Source organism: Clavibacter michiganensis, assembly GCF_021216655.1.
Taxonomy (GTDB): Bacteria; Actinomycetota; Actinomycetes; order Actinomycetales; family Microbacteriaceae; genus Clavibacter; species Clavibacter michiganensis.
Window position 1 is genome coordinate 1,354,733 of the sequence record NZ_CP080437.1, and the last position, 17,977, is coordinate 1,372,709.

A 17,977-nucleotide genomic window follows, 5' to 3' on the forward strand; every position below is an offset into this window, starting at 1 on the left:
CTCAGCCGATGCGCGGCCGCAGCCCCGCGTGGATCGCGAGCGGGTTCCGCAGCGACCCGTGGATCTGCATCACCGGCGCCTGCAGGTCGACCATGCGCCGGTTGTCGCGCAGCTGCAGCCGGTTGAGGCACGAGCGGTCGAACGACGGCGCGAAGAGGTCGAAGCGGGCGAAGCGCTCGGCGAGCTCGGGGTGCGCGCGCTCGTGGTCGGCGAGCGCCTCCGCGGCCACGCGCCACAGGCCCTCGGGGCCGAGGTCGTCGCGGTCCTCGAGGAGCGCCGCGGCGAAGCGGAGGAACCCGTCCATCACGTCGGTGAAGACCGTGAGGGTGCGCTCCTCCTCGGGGATCTCCATCCGGATCCGGCGCACGTCCTCCGGCAGCTCGCGCTCCATGTCGAACAGGGCGACCTCCTCGGCGATGTCCTTCATCAGCACGCGGACGACGACGTGGTCGCGCAGCACGAGGATCACGTTCTCGCCATGAGGCATGAACGCGAGGTCGTGCGCGATCAGCGCGTGCGCGAGCGGCACGAGGCACGCGTCGAGCCAGCGGCGGAGCCACGCGGCCGCGCCGATCCCGGACGCGTCGATCAGCGCGCCGAGCACCGTGTCGCCGTGCGCGTCGACGTGCAGCAGGCTCGTCATGCTCATCAGCCGCTCACCCTCCGCGAGGCCGGGCACGGGCGACTCCCGCCAGAGCGCCGACAGCATCTTGCCGTGGGAGTGGCCGGGCGGCAGCGCGGACTCGACACGCTCGTCGCGCACGCCGACCGCGGCGACCTCGCGGAGGACCCCGAAGCCGAGCCGATCGAACTCCGCGTCGCCCGTGACGAGCGCGTGCACCCAGTCGTTGATCGCCGGGGTGACCGCCATGTACGCCGGCGAGAGGCCGCGTGTGAAGCCCATGTTGAGGATCGACAGCGACGTCTTCACGTAGCAGCGCTCCGGGGTGGTGCGGTTGGCCCAGGTGCGGATGGACTGCTGCGCGCCGTACTCGTCGTCACCCGTGCCGAGCAGCAGGATGTCGCGCCGGGCGACGAGGCCCGCGAAGGTCACCGTGACGACGTTCTCCCACTGCCACGGGTGCACCGGCACCAGAACGCGCTCCGCGGGGTCGATGCCGAGCGACTCCATGCGCGCGCGGAAGCGGGCGCGGGCGGACGCGCCGAGCTCCGCGTCGAGGAACGCCTCGCGGTCGAGGCCCTCGATCGCCGTGAAGCGCGCGAGGCGCTCATGCACGGCGAGCCAGAGGATCCGCACGTCGGCACCGGCCTCGGGGGCGTACCGGTCGTGGTCGTCGAGGTCGAAGCCGATGCGCCCGTTGGTCGCGACGAAGCAGGGGTGGCCCTCGTCCATCGTCGACTCCACCTCCGCGTAGGACGCCGTGAGCAGGCCTCGCGCGTCGGGCACGTCGCGGAGGCGCGAGAAGGAGGCGGCCGACAGCGTGCTCTGGATCTCGTCCAGGTAGACGGGCAGCACCTCGTCGGTGATGCCGAGGCGGTCGCGGAGATCGAGCACGAGGTCGGTCGCGTCGAGCTCGACGGGCTGGCCGTCGACCGTCCGGCGGATGCTCGCCTCGTCGACGTCCCAGTGGTCGAGCTCGAGGACCCGGGCCCGGTACGCGTACGCGCTCCGGCCGTCGGCGCTCGCGACGCGGTAGTCGGCCCAGTCGCGCGGGTCGTGCGGGCGGCGGGGCGCGCCGGCGGGGAGCTCGGGATCCACGCGCTCGGGCGCGATGAGCAGCTCGTGCGCGAACTCGGCGAGCGCCTTGCGCACGAGGTGGCGGGTGGCGGCGGCCCACACGTCGGGGCGGAGGTGCGCGGCAGGGTGGACGCGGGGATCCGGCTCGGCGGTCCTCGACGCGGCAGCCGGCCGGGCCTCGGGGTGGGTCTCGCGCGTGCGGTCGTGGGTGAGGGTCATGGCGTGTCCGTCCGTGGGGGTGGCATACAGGAGGGCGTCGTCGCGCGTGACGACGCTGAGGAGCGCGTGCTTCGCGCCGAGGTCGACGACCCGGAGCGGCCGGAAGCCGACGAGCTCGTTGAGCCGCTGGATCCGCGTGTTGCGGACGTCCGGCTCGACGACGAGGCGCTCCACGGCCGGGTCCCGGAGGAGGTGCGCGACGACGTGCCGCATGACCGCGGTCGTGAACCCGGGCAGCGGGTCGCCCGCCGGCGGGGCGACGAGCAGGTGCATGCCGCGGTCGCCGGGGCGCGGATCCAGGTGCGCGCCGATGGGGTCGTCGGCCGGGTCGTACGCCTCGACGAGGAACGCGGGGGCGCCGGCGTGCAGGCCGATCCAGGCCTCGCGCCCGGGATCCGCCGCGATCGCCGCGTACTCCGCGCTCACGTCGTCGAGGGTCGCGTGCTCCATCTGCCAGAAGCGGGCGCGCGGCGCCGTGACCCACGCGTGCACGAGCGCGGCGTCGGCGTCCGGGTCGAGCGGGCGCATCGCGAGCGGGTAGCCGCGCTCGGCCGCGGAGCGGGCCACGGCGGGCGCGGGCGCGGTGACGGGCGCGCTCACGCGAGCACCCCCGATCCCGCCGAGGGCAAGTCGTCCGGCAGGCCGAACTCCTGGAACGCGATCCGCTCCTCCACCGCGTAGTCCTCGCGGCCCGTGATGGCGCGCAGGATCCGCGAGTTGCGGTGCGCGGTCATGCCGAGGTCGGGCGCGACGAAGCCGTGCGTGTGCACCTCCGCGTTCTGCACGAAGAGCGTGCCGGCGCCGTCGACCGTGTGCTCGCGCGCCACGTCGAGGCGGCCCCGCGCGTCGCGGTGCACGCGGTCGCCGAGGCCGTCGAGGATCCGCGGGGCCCGTGCGTCGTATCCGCTCGCCATGATCACCGCGCCCGTGGGCCAGTCGCGCTCGGCGCCCGTCTCGGCGTGCCGCAGCCCGAGGACCGCGCCGCCGTCGGGCGTCGCGCGCGACGACACGACCTCCGCGTTGGTCAGCAGCCGGGTCGGCACGCCGGATCCCGCGTCGCCGCCCGCCGCGAGCCGCCCCTCCGCCCGCAGCGCGTCGAACGCGAGCCGCTTCCGGTAGAGCGTCTGGAAGATCTCGTCGATGAGCTCCGAGTCGATGCCCTTGTAGAGGTTCCGCTGCTCGCGCAGCAGCACGTCGCGCGCGTCGGCGGGCAGGCCGAAGAAGTGGTCGCTGTACTCGGGGCTCGTCATCTCGAGCGTCAGGCGCGTGTATTCGAGCGGGAAGAACCGCGGCGAGCGCGTGATCCAGTCGAGCCGGTACCCGCGGGAGTCCACGTCCTCGAGGAGGTCGCGGTAGATCTCGGCGGCGCTCTGCCCGCTGCCGACCACCGTGATGGCGTCCCGCTCCTGCAGCGCGGCCTTGGCGCCGAGGTAGCCGGAGCTGTGCACGACGCCCGGCAGGTCGCGCACGGCCTCGGGCAGCCAGGGCGGGGTGCCCACGCCGACCACGAGGCTCCGGCCGCGGTGCACGTGCGCGGCGCCCGCGGCGTCGACCGACTCGACGACGTACGCACCCTCGGCCTCGTCGAACGCGACCGACCGCACGTCGCGGTCGAGCTCGATCCCCCGCGCGCGCTCGGCCGCCCAGCGGCAGTACGCGACGTACTCGCTGCGCAGCACGAAGAAGTCCTCGCGGATGTAGAAGGAGTACAGCCGCCCGGTGTCCTTGAGGTAGGCGAGGAACGAGAAGCGCGAGGTCGGATCCGCGAGCGTCACGAGGTCGGCGAGGAACGGCGTCTGCAGGTGCGCGGTCGGCAGCATCATGCCGGGGTGCCAGTCGAAGCGCGGCTTCCTCTCGAGCACGATGAGGTCGAGGTCGAGCGGGTCCGCGAGGCAGGCGAGTCCGAGGTTCGCGGGGCCGAGGCCGATCGCGACGACGTCGTGGACGCGGTCGGCGGCGGCGCTCATCGGCCGGCCTCCGCGACGGCGACGACGGCCGCGGCGGGCGCGCCGGGTGCCGCGTCGCCCAGCCCGGCGTCGAGCGCATCCCCCGCCGCCACCACCATCCCCAGGATCTCCGCGATGTGCGCGTCCGTCGTCGCCGGGTTCAGCAGCGTGAGCTTCAGGTGCGCGCGGCCGCCCACTCGCGTCGCGGCGACCATCGCCCGACCGGAGTCCTGGATCGCTTGCCGGATGCCGCGGTTGACGGCGTCCGAGCGCGTCCCCGCGTCGGGCCCCGCGGATCCGTCCCGCTCCCCCGCAGGCACGTACCGGAACACGAGCGCGCTGATCTCGGGCCGCACCACCACCTCGAGCGCCGGATCCCGCCGGAGCGCGGACCACGTGCGGTCGGCGAGCGCGATGACGTCGTCGAGCATCCGCCCCACGCCGTCGGCGCCCACCGTCCGCAGCGTGAGCCAGAGCTTGAGCGCGTCGAAGCGCCGCGTGGTCTGCAGCGACTTGTCGACCTGGTTCGGGATCTCCTCGTGCGCGCGATCCGCCGGGTTCAGGTAGTCGGCGTGCAGCGTCGCGTGCCGGAGCGTGCGGCCGTCGCGCACGAGGAGCGCGCTGGAGCTCACGGGCTGGAAGAAGGTCTTGTGGTAGTCGACCGTCACGGAGTCGGCACGCTCGATGCCGTCGAGCAGGTGCCGGTGCCGGAGCGACGTCAGGAGCCCGCCGCCATACGCGGCGTCGACGTGCAGCCAGATCCCCTCGCGTCGGCAGACGTTGCCGATCGCGGGCAGCGGGTCGACGCTGCCGAAGTCGGTGGTGCCGGCGGTCGCGACCACGGCGACGGGGACGAGCCCGGCCGCGTAGCAGCGCGCGAGCTCCTGCTCGAGGGCGTCGACGCGCATCCGCTTGGCGTCGTCGCTCGGCACGCGGATGACCGCGTCGGGGGCGAGGCCCAGGATCCGGGCGCTCTTCTCCACGCTGAAGTGGCCGACGTCGCTCACGAGGATCCGCATCCGCTGCCGGTCGACTGCCGTGAGCCCGTGCACGGCCGCCGCCTCGTCGCGGGCGAGCAGCAGCGCCTGCAGGTTGGACTGGCTGCCGCCGCTCGTGAAGACGCCGTCCGCGTCGTCGCCGAGGCCGGCGCGGCCCGCGGTCCAGTCGATGAGCGCGCGCTCGATGAGGGTCGCGCCCGCGCTCTGGTCCCACGTGTCCATCGACGTGTTGACGCTGGAGAGGATGAGCTCCCCCGCGATCGCCGGGATGAGGATCGGGCAGTTGAGGTGCGCGACGTACGACGGGTCGTGGAACCACACCGCGTCACGGAGGTACAGGTCGTCGAGCTCGTCGAGGGCGTCGTCGAGGCCGCCGAGCGGGCGGTCGAGGTCGAGGCCCGCGAAGGACCCGCGGAGGCGCTCGGGCGTGACGCCGGTGAACGGGCCGTCGGCGCGGCGGGCGGCCCCGCGGACGTGGTCGGCGGCGGCGCGGAGGGCGGCGTCCCAGCCGGGGAGGGAGCGGTCGGAGAAGAGCTCGGCGGCGGGATCAGCATCGGTCGCGATCGGGTCGGCGCGGGGGTCGTCGAGCGTCGGATCGGAGGGACGGGAGGCGTGCGGGGAGAGGGTCATGGGTCCTTCGTCGGTTCGATGGGGAGCCGTGTCCGGGTCACGAGCACCCTGCCTGGTTAGGCAAGGCTCACCTAATATGAAGGCGCTCGGACGGGAACGCAACCCGGCCGACGACGACTCGCGGGGACCCTCCGCGAGGCGATGGCGCGACCCCGATTCGGGGGCGCGGGCGACGAGTCCGCGCCCCCGCCCCGCTCGTAGGGTGGGGGCATGAGCGACGCAGACGAACCCACCGACGGCATCCGCACCGGGCGCGGCCCCGGCGATCCCGACGGGCTGGTGACGGTGGACGACGTGGTCGGCGGCGACGACTCCCCCGCCGGCGTCGGCGACGCGGTCCGCGAGCCGGACGGCACCGGGTATGGGCACGCGGAGAAGGACACCCTCGAGGTCGAGGACGCGGATCCGGCGAGCGCCGACTACCCCGCGGTCCCCGACAACCGCTCCGTCACCGCGGCCGACTCGCACATGAGCGCGCCCGCCGACGACGCCGCCGGACACGTCGACCCCGAGGGCCACTGACGTGACGGATCACGCCGCCGACGCCCCGCGCGACCCGCTGGCCGAACTCGCGCCCATCGACGCCGACTCGGTCGCCGAGCGCGCGGAGGCCGCGGAGGAGGACGCCCGCGAGGATGCGCCGGACCCTTTCGGCGAGGGTCCCGACGACCAGTGATCCGCCCCCGGCGTGCGGCGACGACGCGTCCCGGACACGACACATGAGCGTTGCCTGAGCGCCACCACACAGCTCTCGGGGCCGAGCGTAGCGTCGAGCGCATGGACAACGACGACCCGCGCCTCCAGCCCGCGGACACCTCAGACACCAACCAGGACAAGGACGTCATCTCGCAGAGCGAGGACGACACGCGCGTCAAGCAGGAGCAGCAGATCACGGAGAGCGAGGGCGTCTCCGACGACGTGCCCGCCGCCGCGGACGACGTGCATGTGCTCCCCGGATCGGGCGGCCCGGATGACGTCGGCGAGATCGACGTGGATCCCGACGAGCTCAACCTCAGCGGCGACTCGATCCCCGGCCACCCCAAGCCCGAGGCCGGTGCGTGACCGTGACCGACGCCACCGCCACCCCCGCTGACGACTCCACCGGCGACGACACCGCGCTCGACACCGAGACCCTCCCGAACGAGACCGTCGTGAACGACGCCGTCGCCGGCGAGACCGTCCTCCCGGACACCGACGAGCCCGTCGAGGAGCCCGACGACGACGCCGTCATGGGCGCCGACGCGGAGCCCACGGCCGACGTCCTCGGCGTCGACGGCGAGGCCGAGCCCGTCCTCGCGGACAACGAGCTCGCAGGCCAGGACATCGACCTGGACGACACCCCGCCCAGCTGATCCACCCCCCGGCTTCCCCCACGCAGATCACAGCACCAGGAGACACATGAGCACCGACCAGTACACGTTCCAGGACCCGACGAAGATGTACGCGGACATCCAGCCCAGCGCGCAGCAGCAGGACGGGCCCGGCCTCGACGCCGCGCTCGACGACACCGCGGACCGCGGCGAGAAGACTTACCGCGGATCGAACCGCCTCGAGGGACGCAAGGCCCTCGTGACCGGCGCCGACTCCGGCATCGGCGCGGCCGTCGCCATCGCCTACGCCCGCGAGGGCGCGGACGTCGCGCTCTCCTACCTCCCCGAGGAGGAGGAGGACGCGAAGAAGGTCGTCGCCCTCATCGAGGAGGCGGGCCGGAAGGCCGTCGCCATCCCCGGCGACATCGCCACGGCGGAGTTCAGCCGCGAGCTCGTCGCGAAGGCGGTCGAGGGCCTCGGCGGCCTCGACATCGTCGTGAACAACGCGGGCAAGCAGCAGAACTTCGACTCCCTCGAGGACATCTCGGACGAGGAGTTCGACGTCACCTTCAAGACCAACGTCTACGCGATGTTCTGGATCACGAAGGCCGCCCTCCCGCACCTCAAGCCCGGCTCGTCGATCATCAACACGTCGTCGATCCAGGCCTACGCGCCGTCGCCGATCCTCGTGCACTACGCCACGACCAAGGCCTCGATCAACGCGTTCTCGAAGGGCCTGGCGCAGCAGCTGGCCCCCAAGGGCATCCGCGTGAACGTCGTCGCGCCCGGCCCGATCTGGACGCCGCTGCAGACCGCGGGCGGCCAGCCCGAGGACGCGCTGCCCGAGTTCGGCGAGGACACCCCCCTCGGCCGCGCCGGCCAGCCCGCCGAGCTCGCGCCCGCCTACGTGTTCCTCGCCTCCAACGAGTCGAGCTACGTGGTCGGCGAGACGCTGAACGTCAACGGCGGGATGCCGACGCCGTAGCGGGCAGCGCTCCGGCGCACCGCACCGCCTGACGCCCGGGCCGACCATCTGGTCGGCTCGGGCGTCGTCGCGTGCCGCTCGCCGATCTCGAGCCGGACACGCGCGGCTCACCGGAATAGGGTCGGGAGATGTCCGGCACCCTGGCCCGCATCGGCGGGAACGTCCTCGCGGGGCTGGTCTCGGCCGTCCGGCTCGTCCGGCAGCCGCGACCGCTGCATCCGCACGGTGTCGCACTCTCCGGGACGCTGACGCCCGTCGCCGGTCGCGCGGCATCGGGGCTCGCCTGGCTCGATGCGCTCGACGGCACGCTCGCCGTCGACGCCCGGTTCTCGCGCGGCGGTGGCCTCCCCGCGACGCTCCCCGACGTGCTCGGGCTCGCGCTGCGGATCCCGGAGGAGGGCGGCACCACGGTCGACGTGCTGCTCGCGTCCACCGGCGTCTCGCCGACCGACCGGTTCCTGCTCGCGCCGCGGCGGGCCCTCTCGGGGGCGCGGCTGACGACGCTGATGCCGTACCGAGGGTCCGCCGGGCTGGTGCTGCTCGGCGTGCTGGTGGACGCGGATCCGCCGCTCCCCGCGGGCGCGGACGACCTCGGCCGCGTGCTCGCGACCCGATCCGCGCGCATGCGGCTGGTGCACGCGAGGCCGCGCGGCCTCTGGCACGTGGCTGCGCGGATCGAGCTGACGCACGACGCCGACGGTCCCCTCGACACGGCTACGCGCGCGGATCCCGTGCTCGCGGCACCGCCCGGCGACACGACCTACCCCTGGACCCGGCGACTCCGCTCCCCCGGCTACCGCGTCGCGCGCGCGGGCCGACCGGTCGCGTCCCGGCACGCGGCGCAGGATCCCGACGCCTGACCGGGGTGCGCCGCGACGTCCGCGCGACATCGGAGACCCCGCGGGTCACGATGTCCGTCCCGTGGAGCGGGAGGACCCGACGCCCGGGCCCGGGCCCGGGAACGTGGACGCAGGCCGACGCCGTGGGCCGGAGGATCCCCCTCCGGCCCGCGGCGCGACCCGAGAGCGCCGATCAGCTGCGGGTCGTCCTCAGCACCACGTCCTCCAGAGGTACGGGATGTCGATGTGGACGCCGTACCTCGCGCAGTTCGTGTTCTTGAGGAACTCCGTGGCGCCCGCGATGAACCCCGCGAGCGGGACGCAGAGCGCGCCGGCCAGTCCGAAGAAGGCGCAGACCGTCGAGGCGATGACGCCGATGCTCGAGGCGACGAGGACCTTGAACCACGTGCCGTTGATGTAGAACCAGTGGTTGCTCCACCAGTGCTTGCTCTCGGTGATGCTCGGAGCCCCCGTGGTCCCCGACGACGGGGCGGATGTGCCGGGGTCGAGGGTCACGGAGCCCTTCCCGGAGTCGGACGTCGCGGCGGACGGCCGCGCGAGCATGCCCGCGCCACCCGACTCCTTCTGCATGTGGGCGGCGATCTCGGCGCCCTTCGCCGCCTCCGCAGCGGTCGGGGGCGTCAGGGTGATGTGGCGTCCCGCGATGTCCAGCCCGGTCGCCTTCGCGGGAGCGAGGTCGGCCTCGGTCAGCTCCCCGGAGCGGATCTTGTCCAGGAGCGTCCCGTCCTTCCAGGCCGCGGTGAGGCGGGCCGAGATGGCCGCGGAGGCAGCGGAGGCGGCGACCGCCTGACGCGTGTCCGCGCGAGCGGCGTCCTGGGGGGACGAGACGGCGATCCCGAGGGCCGCGACGGCGACGAGGACCAGGGCCGACATCGCCCTACGAGGTGAGAGCGATCGTGCTGCGCTGTGGTTGATGGACATTTCGAGTACCGCCTCCTGACCGTGAGGCGGATGTCGCCCCGCGACAAGGATCGCTGTCCGGGAGCCATTCAAGAGGCATTCGGGGAATACATCAGGAGAACAGGAGGAGAGATTTCGCGATGAATCGGGGTCGCGGTCGGGAATGCCATCCGGCGACGTCTTCGGCCCAGAGATGGAATACCGGATCCGAGAACGTCAGACGGCCGCCTGGTGGCCGTCGGGTATTCGGCATGAGGGAATCGGGGGATATCGGAGGATGCGATTCCGCACGCACGAGGCGGGCCGGAGGGAATTTCCTCCGGCCCGCCTCGTGGTCGGGCGTCGGTCGACGCCCGAGCGTCCGCTAGTCCCGGTTGCAGTGCGACTTGCCGATGTACGGCAGGTCGACCCACCAGCCGCGCGTCTCGCACTGCCAGTCGTGCGCCACTCCCGCGACCGCCCACAGGAGGGTGGCCACGATGCCGCAGCCGACGATGGTGGGCAGCGACCGGGCGATGGCGCCGCAGAAGCTGGCTGCCGCCGTGCCGAGCGAGACGTTGGCCATCCACGCGAGCCAGGTGCCGTTGATGTAGTACCAGTGGTCCGTGTGCAGCCACTTCCACGCGGTCGTGATGGGGCTGTACCAGTGCTTGCTCTCGGTGATCCCGCCGGCCTCGCCCGCCTTCAGGGGCGGGGCGGTCGTCGTCGACTCGCCCGCGACGGCCGAGGCGGAGAGCGAGGCCGCCGCGCCGGGCGCAGCGTCCGTGTAGACGGGAGGCGCCTGGCGCGCGGCGGCGGTCTCCGCGGCGGTGGGCGCGGTGAATGCCGCGATGTGATGGCCCTGGACATCGAGACCGGTCTTCGACACGGCCTGGATGTCGGCCTGCGAGATCGCGCCGCTCTGGATGTCCTGGAGCAGCGTGTCGTGCGCGATGGCCGCCGCGATCTTGTTCTGGGGACCGTTGTCGGCCGAGGTGGCGGCGTACGCCGAGCCCTGCGGCACCGCGATGGAGATGCCGAGCGCTGCGACCGCGGTGATCGCCATGGCCGCGAAAGCCAGGCGCGGGGAAAGGAGCCGACGGGCTCGTGGACGTGCGGACATCTGTGGTGCCTCCTTAGTCGAGGAAGGGGCATCCCGCCTCGCGGCAACGATAGGGCGGACGGCATTTCCGGAAGCGGTCGCGAGAATGCGCGACAGCGAACATCAGACGCTCGTCTGACGACCATCGGGTATTCCCCATGCGAGGGCCCGATGAGATGCGCGGCGATCCCCTGCGTGGGATCCCGGACAGCGCGCTCGGGTGCGTGAGGACGGGCAGGGATCCGATCCGTCGCTCGACGACCTTGTCAGCGCTCCCCGACCGGCGTTGCCTGGGATCAGGTCGACGGCGTCGGTGCCGCACCCCGGACGGAGGCACCATGCGCGAGCTCAAGCTGGTCGAGGCGGTCGTGAGGATCGAGGACGCGAAGGCGCTGGATCCGATCGTCGACCGCGTGAAGGGCGTCGTCACCGCGCTGCTGAAGCCGCGGGCGCTGGCCGACCTGCTGCACGGCGTGCCGTTCGGGCATCCGCTGCACCCGGTCGCCGTCCTGATCCCCACCGGCGCGTGGGTCTCCTCGGCGGTCCTCGACCTCCTGCCCGGCAACGAGAAGGCCAGCCGCGCGCTCGTCGGCGTCGGCGTGCTGAGCGCCGCGCCGTCGATCGCCTCCGGCTACGCCGACTGGTCGCAGCTGCACGAGCAGCAGATGCGCGTCGGAATCGTGCACTCCGCCGCCAACGCGCTCGCGACGGGCCTCTACGGGCTGTCGTGGATCCAGCGCGCCCGCGGCAGGCACACGAGCGGCAAGGTGCTCGGGCTCGCGGGCCTCGGCCTCGTCTCCGCGGGCGGGTTCCTCGGCGGCCACCTCGCCTACCGGCAGGCGGCGGGCGCCAACCACGCCGAGGACGTGCCGCACCGCTTCCCCGCGGGCTGGCAGGAGCTCGGCCACCTCGACGAGCTGCCCGACGGCCGCCTCGCGACGCGCGCCGTCGCGGGCCTGCCGCTCCTCGTGCGCCGGAACGGCATGGTCGTGGACGCGCTGAGCGACACCTGCAGCCACCTCTCGGCCCCGCTCCACGAGGGCGAGCTCGGCACGGACCCGAAGACCGGCGAGGCGTGCGTCACCTGTCCCTGGCACGACAGCGTGTTCAGCCTGACGACGGGCGCCGTGATCCACGGACCGGCGACCGCGCCGCAGCCCCGCTTCGAGACGCGCGTCACCGGCGGGCTCGTGGAGGTGCGGCTGCCGAACGCGGGTTAGGCCGCGGGACGAAGCCGGTGCCCTCCTCGTGGAAGGCACCGGCTTCTCCGTGTCCGACCTAGTCGGGGGACGGCATCGGGATCAGATCCCGGCGCCCTCGGACGCGCTCGTCTTCGGGCCCACGTCCGTGGCGGTCGCGCCGGACGCGGATCCGCCGGCCGACGTGCCCGCCGCGGTCGACCCGAGGAAGGAGCTCAGCGCCGTCGCGACGTCGATGCCCGTCGTGTCCTTGAGCAGCTTCGGCAGCGTCGCCATGTTCTCGGCCACCGAGCGGTTGAGCGCGTTGGCGCCGTCCGCCGAGATGATCGTCATGTTGTCGACGTTGGCGAGCGGCGCCGCCATCTCGCGCGCGATCTCCGGCATCGACGCGATGATGCGCGCCTGCAGCGCCTCGCGCGACAGCTTGTTCTGCGCCTCGGCGAGCGCGGCGGCCGCCTCGGCCTCCGCCTGGCCGCGGGCCTGGATCGCGTCGGCGTTCGCCTTCCCGAGCGCGGTGATGGACGCGGCCTCGTTCACGGCAGCGGTCTTCGCCGCCTCGGCGTTCTGCGTGCGCTGGTAGACCTCCACGTCGACCTTCGCCTTCTCGGCGTCGCGGGCGGCCTGCGCGTCCTGGACGGTCGCGTACTTGCGCGCCTCGGCGGGGAGCTCGACGTCGATGCGCAGGCGCTCCTTCGAGACCTCCGCCTGCGCGGCCACGGCCGTGCGCTCCTGGTCGGCGACCAGGCGGTCCTGCTCGGCCTTGGCCAGCTCGCCGGCCGCGTACGCGGTGGCGTTGGCGCGGTCGGTGTCGGCCTTGATGGCCGCGCGACGCAGGTCGAGCTCGAGCTGGCGCTCGGCGGTCTGCTGGTCGTTCTCGATCGCGGCGAGCGCGGAGATCCGCTTGTTCTCGGCCTCAGCGACCTCGGCGACCTGGCGGGCGCGGGCGGCGTTCGAGCGCGCCCGGTCGTCGAGGTAGGAGCTGCCGGGCGTCGTGATCTCGCGGACGTTGAGCGTCTCGATCTGGAGGCCCAGCTCCGCGAGGTCGTTCTTGGTCTGGTTCACGGCCTCCTGCGCCACGACGGAGAAGCTCTTCACGAGCTCGTCGACGGGGCGGTCGCCGATGAGGCCGCGGATCGCGCCCTCGAGCGACTGGCGCACGATCTCCGGCAGGGCGTCCTGCTGGAGGAGGTAGCGCTGCACGGCGCGGCGCACGCCGTCCTCGGTGCCCGTGACCTTGAAGTTGACGGTCGCGACGACGGCGGTGTTGATGAAGTTCGCGTCGCGCGCCTCGGCCGTGACGCTCGTCTGGTACTGCTCCAGGGAGAGCGTGAAGCCCTCCTGGAAGATCGGCCAGATGAAGGTCCGGCCGCCGATGATGACCTTCTGCGGGCTGGAGAAGCCGGCGCCGCCCTCGCTCTTCTCGGCGTTGCGGCCGACGATGACGAGCGCCTGGTTCGGCGGGACGCGGCGGACGCGGGAGGCGATGAACGCCACCAGCGCCACGAGTATGACGATGACGACGATGACGGCGATGGCTGTCGTGCCGCCGGATATCAGGTCCACGGGATGGTTCCTCTCGTTGGGACGGGTGCTGCTAGGTGGTGGGGTCCGCATCGGCGGCGGGCTCGACGCGCACGCGGAACCCGTCCTCCGAGACGACGCGGATGCGGGTGCCGACGGCGAGGGGCGCGTCGCTCATGGCGAGCCGGCGCTCCAGCTCGCGGATGTGCTCGAGCCGCACCTCGCCGCCCGCGGGCGATGTGGGCGAGGTCACGACGCCGACCATGCCGACGGGCGAGTACGAGCCGCCGCTCTCCTGCTTCGCGACGAAGCGGACGGTGAGCTGCACCACGACGAGGGCCACGAGCGCGAGGGCCACGGCGATCGCGATGGCGCCGCCGGATCCGATGCCCGCCTGGTCGGCGAGCACGCCGCCGACGCCGTAGATGGCGAGGGCCGCGCCGAGCGCGACGCCGGAGACGAGTCCGTCGCCGCCGCCGATCGCGTCGAGCAGGTCGCCGAGCACGATGCTGCAGAGGAGGAGCAGGAGGCCGACGGCCCCCACGACCACGAAGACGATCACGCCGCGGCTCCCGGGCAGGCCGCCGCCGGGGTGACGTGCGCGCCGACGTGGTGCGGGGTCATGCGGGGCCGATCTGCTGGGTGTGTCCTTCGAACGTACCCGGTGATCCGCGCAGCGTCGCCTCCTCGTCCGGGGGCCGCCCCACCGCCTAGGCTCCGCGCGGCGCGCGTAGCCTCGGGAGGTGATCCTCCTGTTCGGCACGCGCGCCCGCGACGCCCTCATCGTCATCGTGACCTTCGCGTGCCTCCGCTGCGGCGTGACGAGCGCCCAGCGCGTGCTCCACCGGACGCTCCGCTTCACGGTCTTCTTCGTGCCGCTGATCCCGCTGCGCTCGACCTACCGCGTCGAGTGCCCGAGCTGCGGCCTCGAGACCCGGCTCTCGAAGGACCAGGCGATGCACGCCCTCGAGTGGGCCGTGCGGAACCGGGGCGCGCGCCGCTGAGCCGCTCCCGCGGCGCTCCCAGGAATCCCGACCAGGGGTTAGGAATAAGTTTCGCCGCGCGCTTAGAGTGGCCGTGGGCTCCGGCCCATCTGCCATCAACGACGACGGGAGCGATGCGACGATGCATTCGATCAGCAGGAGACAGGCACTGGGGGTGGGGGCCGCCGCCGCAGGGACGCTCGCCCTCGCGTCGTGCTCGGCACCGGGCGGGAGGCTGGTCAACTCCGATCCGGTCATCCCCGCGGCCAAGGCCGGCGAGAAGGTCACGCTCACGTACTGGGCGTGGCTGAAGGACCTGCAGAAGGTCGCGGACGTCTGGAACGCGCAGAACCCCGACATCCAGGTCGAGGCGGTCTGGATCCCCGGCGGCAACGCGGGCGGCTACCAGAAGATGTACTCCGCCATCACGGCGGGCGGCGGCCCCGACATCGGCCAGGTCGAGCTCCGGCAGCTGCCCGAGTTCCTCCTCGCCAACGGGCTCGTCGACCTCACCCGCTACGGCGTCGAGGAGTACAGGGACAGCTACGACGAGGCGCTGTGGAAGCAGGTCAGCTTCCAGGACGGCGTGTTCGGGATCCCGCAGGACTCCGGCCCCATGGCCTTCTACTACCAGCGCGAGCTCCTCGACCAGGTGGGCGGCCAGCCGCCGGCGACCTGGGACGACTGGGCGACGCTCGGCGCCGAGGTGCGGAAGACCGGTGCCGGCAACTACCTCGACTGCTTCCCCGTCGCCGACGCATCCGTCTTCACCTCCTACGCGACGCAGGCCGGCGCGAATTGGTTCAAGGTCGACGGCGAGCGCTGGGTCGTCGACATGCTCGACGAGCGCACGATGGAGGTCGCCGCGTTCTTCGACAAGGCCATCGACGACGACGTGGTCAACACCTCCTACTCGGCCTTCTCCCCGCCGTGGACCGCGGCCGCCGCGGACGGCAAGGTCTTCGGCGTCACCAGCGCCAGCTGGGGCGACGCCCTCATCCAGTCGGTCTCCGGCGGCGAGGGCAAGTGGAAGGTCGCGCCCATGCAGACGTGGGCCTTCGACGGGGCGTACGGATCCAGCTACCTCGGCGGATCCACCGCGGCCGTGCTCGCCAACAGCAAGCACCCCGCCGAGGCGCTCAAGTTCATGACGTGGATGACGACCTCCCCGGAGGGCATCGACGCGATGATCAAGAACTCCGGCATCGGCTGGTCGCCGTCGCCCGACTACATCGGCGCCGCCCGGCAGGAGCCGAGTGAGTGGTTCAGCGGCCAGAGCTACAACGAGGAGGTGTTCGCGCCCGCGGCGAAGGAGCAGAACCTCGACTGGACCTGGTGCCCGCTCACGCAGTTCACGCTGAACACGCTGCAGGACGAGTTCCGCCGCAAGCTGACGAGCGGCCAGACCCTCGTCGAGTCCCTCCCCCTCGCGCAGGAGGCCGTGATCGAGGCCTTCCAGAACAAGGGCCTGCGCGTCGAGGCGGCCTCCGCATGAGCGTCGACACGCGCCAGGCGAGCGGCGAGCGCGCCGGCACCCGCCCCGTCCGGGCACAGCGCTCCGGCGTCAGCAAGGGCCAGCTGAAGAAGTCGCAGACGATCGCGCCGTGGGTGCTGCTCGCGCCGTTCCTCGCGGTGTTCCTGCTGACCTTCGTGCTCCCGATCATCTACGCGGTGTTCCAGTCGTTCACGACCGTGCGACGGGAGGGCCTGTTCGGCGAGCAGGGCGTCACCACCGTCTTCGCCGGGTTCGAGAACTACGCGCTCGCGCTCGCGAACGACGCGTTCACGGCGTCCATCGGCCGGGTGCTGCTGTTCGGCATCGTGCAGGTGCCGGTGATGATCATCCTCTGCACGATCCTCGCGCTGCTGCTCGAGTCGGCGTCGGCGAAGTGGCCCCAGTTCTTCCGGGCGGCGTACTTCATGCCGTACGGCGTGCCGGGCGTCATCGCGACGATCCTCTGGGGCTTCCTCTACATCCCGGGGCTGTCGCCCATCATCGACATCGCCCAGATGTTCGGGATCCAGCTCGACTTCCTCGGCGCGGGCACCGTGCTCTGGTCCATCGCGAACATCGTGACCTGGACCTACACGGGCTACAACATGCTCATCATCATCGCCCAGCTGAAGTCGATCCCCGGGGACGTGTACGAGGCCGCGCGCATCGACGGGGCGGGCGCGTGGCGCACGGCGATGTCGATCCAGCTGCCGCTCATCCGGCCGGCGCTCGTGCTCGCGACCGTGTTCTCGATCATCGGGACGCTGCAGCTGTTCGCGGAGCCGCAGGTGCTCGCCACCTCCGCCCCCGCGATCGACTCGCAGTACACGCCGAACCTGTCGGCCTACACCACGGCGTTCGCGTACAACGACTACGGCGTCGCCGCGGCCCAGGCGGTCATCATCGCCCTCGCCGCGTTCGTGCTGTCGTTCGTCTTCCTCGCGTTCACCAACAGGAAGCCCAAGGAGGAGCGGGAAGCCGCCGCAGCGAGGAAGAAGGGGGCGCGCGCATGACCGCCACGGAGGCACGACCGACCACCACCGAGACGGCCGCGGAGAAGGCGGAGCAGAAGCGCCTCGCGCAGGCCGCCGAATCGAAGGTGAGCCGTCCGTCGAAGAACGGTAGCGCCCCGGGCGCGGGCACCAAGCCCGCCACGCGGATCATCGTCACGGCGATCCTCACGCTCGTCGCGCTGTACTTCCTCGTCCCCGTCTACTACATCGTGGTCGCCGCCACGAAGACGACGGCCGACCTGTTCAGCACCAACGGGTTCCTGTTCGCGAACATGAACCTCTGGCAGAACCTGACGATGGTGTTCACGTACGACGACGGCATCTTCGTGCGCTGGTTCCTGAACTCGGTGCTCTACGCCGGGGTGGGCGCGCTCGTCGCGACGTACTTCGCCGCTGCAGGCGGGTACGCGCTCGCCAAGTACAAGTTCCGGGGGTCGAACCTCGTGTTCGGCACCATCCTCGGCGGGGTGCTCGTGCCGGGCACGGCGACCGCGCTGCCGCTGTTCCTGCTGTTCAGCAGCATGGGGATCGCGAACACGTACTGGTCGGTGCTGATCCCGTCGCTCGTCTCGCCGTTCGGCCTGTTCCTCTGCCGGATCTACGCGCAGGCGTCGGTGGAGGACGCGGTGATCGAGTCCGGCCGGATCGACGGGGCGAGCGAGCTGCGGATCTTCCACACGCTCGCGCTCCGCTCGATGACGCCGGCGCTCGTGACGGTGTTCCTGTTCCAGCTCGTCGGCATCTGGAACAACTACTTCCTGCCGCTGATCATGCTGGCCGACACGAAGCTGTACCCGATCACGCTCGGCCTCAACAACTGGCGGAGCCAGGTCGACCGGCTGCCGGAGTTCTACCAGCTGACCACCGGCGGCGTGCTCGTCTCGATCATCCCGCTCATCGCGGCGATGATCGTGCTGCAGCGGTTCTGGCGGGGCGGTCTGACGGACGGCGCCGTGAAGGGCTGATGCGGGACGGACCGCACCCGACACGGCGGACGGCCGTGAAGGGCTGATCGCCTGACGCGATCGATCGCGGACGGCCGGGCGGGGCGACCTGCCCGGCTGTCGGCGCATTCGGCGCGTCGCCCCCGGACCCACGATGATGGATGCGCGGCACGTCGCCGCACCCGCCCACGCGC

18 protein-coding genes are annotated in these 17,977 nt (G+C 72.3%); 11 read left to right on the plus strand and 7 right to left on the minus strand.

The features are described 5' to 3' along the window. Nucleotide 1 precedes the first annotated feature (1 nt). Genes K0V08_RS06305 through K0V08_RS06315 form a run of 3 tightly spaced genes read right to left on the minus strand, consistent with a single transcriptional unit; the run spans nucleotide 2 to nucleotide 5,492 of the window. Entirely contained in the window at nucleotides 2–2,518 is a 2,517-nt protein-coding gene (locus tag K0V08_RS06305; protein ID WP_079534580.1) for a GNAT family N-acetyltransferase, read from the minus strand. After that, nucleotides 2,515–3,885, minus strand: a complete 1,371-nt coding sequence (locus tag K0V08_RS06310; RefSeq protein ID WP_079534578.1) for a lysine N(6)-hydroxylase/L-ornithine N(5)-oxygenase family protein — start codon at nucleotides 3,883–3,885, stop codon at nucleotides 2,515–2,517. The genes K0V08_RS06305 and K0V08_RS06310 overlap by 4 nt, the downstream gene beginning before the upstream one ends. Then, a complete protein-coding gene (locus K0V08_RS06315; protein ID WP_079534576.1) occupies nucleotides 3,882–5,492 on the minus strand; it encodes a pyridoxal phosphate-dependent decarboxylase family protein in 1,611 nt (536 codons plus the stop codon). The genes K0V08_RS06310 and K0V08_RS06315 overlap by 4 nt, the downstream gene beginning before the upstream one ends. Nucleotides 5,493–5,702: 210 nt before the next feature. Here K0V08_RS06315 and K0V08_RS06320 point away from each other — a divergent pair, with 210 nt between their 5' ends. The 6 genes from K0V08_RS06320 (at nucleotide 5,703) to K0V08_RS06345 (ending at nucleotide 8,647) form a co-directional block, all read left to right on the plus strand. Continuing rightward, on the plus strand, nucleotides 5,703–6,014 hold the full coding sequence (locus K0V08_RS06320) for a hypothetical protein (RefSeq protein WP_079534574.1): 312 nt from the start codon (nucleotides 5,703–5,705) through the stop codon (nucleotides 6,012–6,014). Nucleotide 6,015: 1 nt separating this feature from the next. After that, nucleotides 6,016–6,168, plus strand: coding sequence for a hypothetical protein (locus K0V08_RS06325; protein WP_167435221.1), 153 nt, complete (start codon nucleotides 6,016–6,018; stop codon nucleotides 6,166–6,168). Between the two features lie 101 nt (nucleotides 6,169–6,269). After that, the gene (locus K0V08_RS06330; protein WP_079534572.1) at nucleotides 6,270–6,554 is read left to right on the plus strand and encodes a hypothetical protein; all 285 of its coding nucleotides are present in this window, start codon (nucleotides 6,270–6,272) and stop codon (nucleotides 6,552–6,554) included. Further along, a complete protein-coding gene (locus K0V08_RS06335) occupies nucleotides 6,551–6,844 on the plus strand; it encodes a hypothetical protein (protein ID WP_079534570.1) in 294 nt (97 codons plus the stop codon). The genes K0V08_RS06330 and K0V08_RS06335 overlap by 4 nt, the downstream gene beginning before the upstream one ends. Before the next feature lie 46 nt (nucleotides 6,845–6,890). Beyond that, nucleotides 6,891–7,787, plus strand: a complete 897-nt coding sequence (locus K0V08_RS06340) for a glucose 1-dehydrogenase (protein WP_079534568.1) — start codon at nucleotides 6,891–6,893, stop codon at nucleotides 7,785–7,787. Nucleotides 7,788–7,915: 128 nt separating this feature from the next. After that, entirely contained in the window at nucleotides 7,916–8,647 is a 732-nt protein-coding gene (locus K0V08_RS06345; RefSeq protein ID WP_094182705.1) for a hypothetical protein, read from the plus strand. 189 nt (nucleotides 8,648–8,836) lie between these two features. On the opposite strand, the gene K0V08_RS06350 is transcribed toward K0V08_RS06345, so the two are convergent. Together K0V08_RS06350 and K0V08_RS06355 are read right to left on the minus strand one after the other, a co-directional pair. Beyond that, nucleotides 8,837–9,520, minus strand: a complete 684-nt coding sequence (locus K0V08_RS06350) for a hypothetical protein (protein ID WP_079534564.1) — start codon at nucleotides 9,518–9,520, stop codon at nucleotides 8,837–8,839. Nucleotides 9,521–9,911: 391 nt separating this feature from the next. Beyond that, on the minus strand, nucleotides 9,912–10,592 hold the full coding sequence (locus K0V08_RS06355; RefSeq protein WP_043560911.1) for a hypothetical protein: 681 nt from the start codon (nucleotides 10,590–10,592) through the stop codon (nucleotides 9,912–9,914). 374 nt (nucleotides 10,593–10,966) lie between these two features. Between K0V08_RS06355 and K0V08_RS06360 the strand changes: the two genes are divergently transcribed. Next, complete coding sequence (locus tag K0V08_RS06360) at nucleotides 10,967–11,848, plus strand: Rieske (2Fe-2S) protein (protein ID WP_079534562.1); 882 nt, start codon at nucleotides 10,967–10,969, stop codon at nucleotides 11,846–11,848. A gap of 81 nt (nucleotides 11,849–11,929) precedes the next feature. On the opposite strand, the gene K0V08_RS06365 is transcribed toward K0V08_RS06360, so the two are convergent. Both K0V08_RS06365 and K0V08_RS06370 read right to left on the minus strand, forming a co-directional pair. Further along, nucleotides 11,930–13,390: an SPFH domain-containing protein gene (locus K0V08_RS06365; RefSeq protein ID WP_012038793.1), complete on the minus strand. Its 1,461-nt coding sequence runs from the start codon at nucleotides 13,388–13,390 to the stop codon at nucleotides 11,930–11,932. 31 nt (nucleotides 13,391–13,421) lie between these two features. Beyond that, on the minus strand, nucleotides 13,422–13,910 hold the full coding sequence (locus tag K0V08_RS06370) for an NfeD family protein (RefSeq protein WP_079534560.1): 489 nt from the start codon (nucleotides 13,908–13,910) through the stop codon (nucleotides 13,422–13,424). Nucleotides 13,911–14,091: 181 nt separating this feature from the next. Here K0V08_RS06370 and K0V08_RS06375 point away from each other — a divergent pair, with 181 nt between their 5' ends. The 4 genes from K0V08_RS06375 to K0V08_RS06390 all read left to right on the plus strand — a co-directional run bounded on the left by K0V08_RS06375 (nucleotide 14,092) and on the right by K0V08_RS06390 (nucleotide 17,804). Further along, a complete protein-coding gene (locus K0V08_RS06375) occupies nucleotides 14,092–14,352 on the plus strand; it encodes a zinc-ribbon domain-containing protein (RefSeq protein ID WP_012038795.1) in 261 nt (86 codons plus the stop codon). Nucleotides 14,353–14,473: 121 nt separating this feature from the next. Further along, nucleotides 14,474–15,826 (plus strand): ABC transporter substrate-binding protein, encoded by a 1,353-nt coding sequence (locus tag K0V08_RS06380; RefSeq protein WP_012038796.1) that lies wholly within the window; start codon nucleotides 14,474–14,476, stop codon nucleotides 15,824–15,826. Beyond that, nucleotides 15,823–16,839, plus strand: coding sequence for a carbohydrate ABC transporter permease (locus tag K0V08_RS06385; RefSeq protein ID WP_012038797.1), 1,017 nt, complete (start codon nucleotides 15,823–15,825; stop codon nucleotides 16,837–16,839). Before K0V08_RS06380 ends, K0V08_RS06385 begins: the two co-directional genes overlap by 4 nt. Next, on the plus strand, nucleotides 16,836–17,804 hold the full coding sequence (locus K0V08_RS06390; protein ID WP_012038798.1) for a carbohydrate ABC transporter permease: 969 nt from the start codon (nucleotides 16,836–16,838) through the stop codon (nucleotides 17,802–17,804). The genes K0V08_RS06385 and K0V08_RS06390 overlap by 4 nt, the downstream gene beginning before the upstream one ends. The last annotated feature ends 173 nt before the right edge of the window (nucleotides 17,805–17,977 follow it).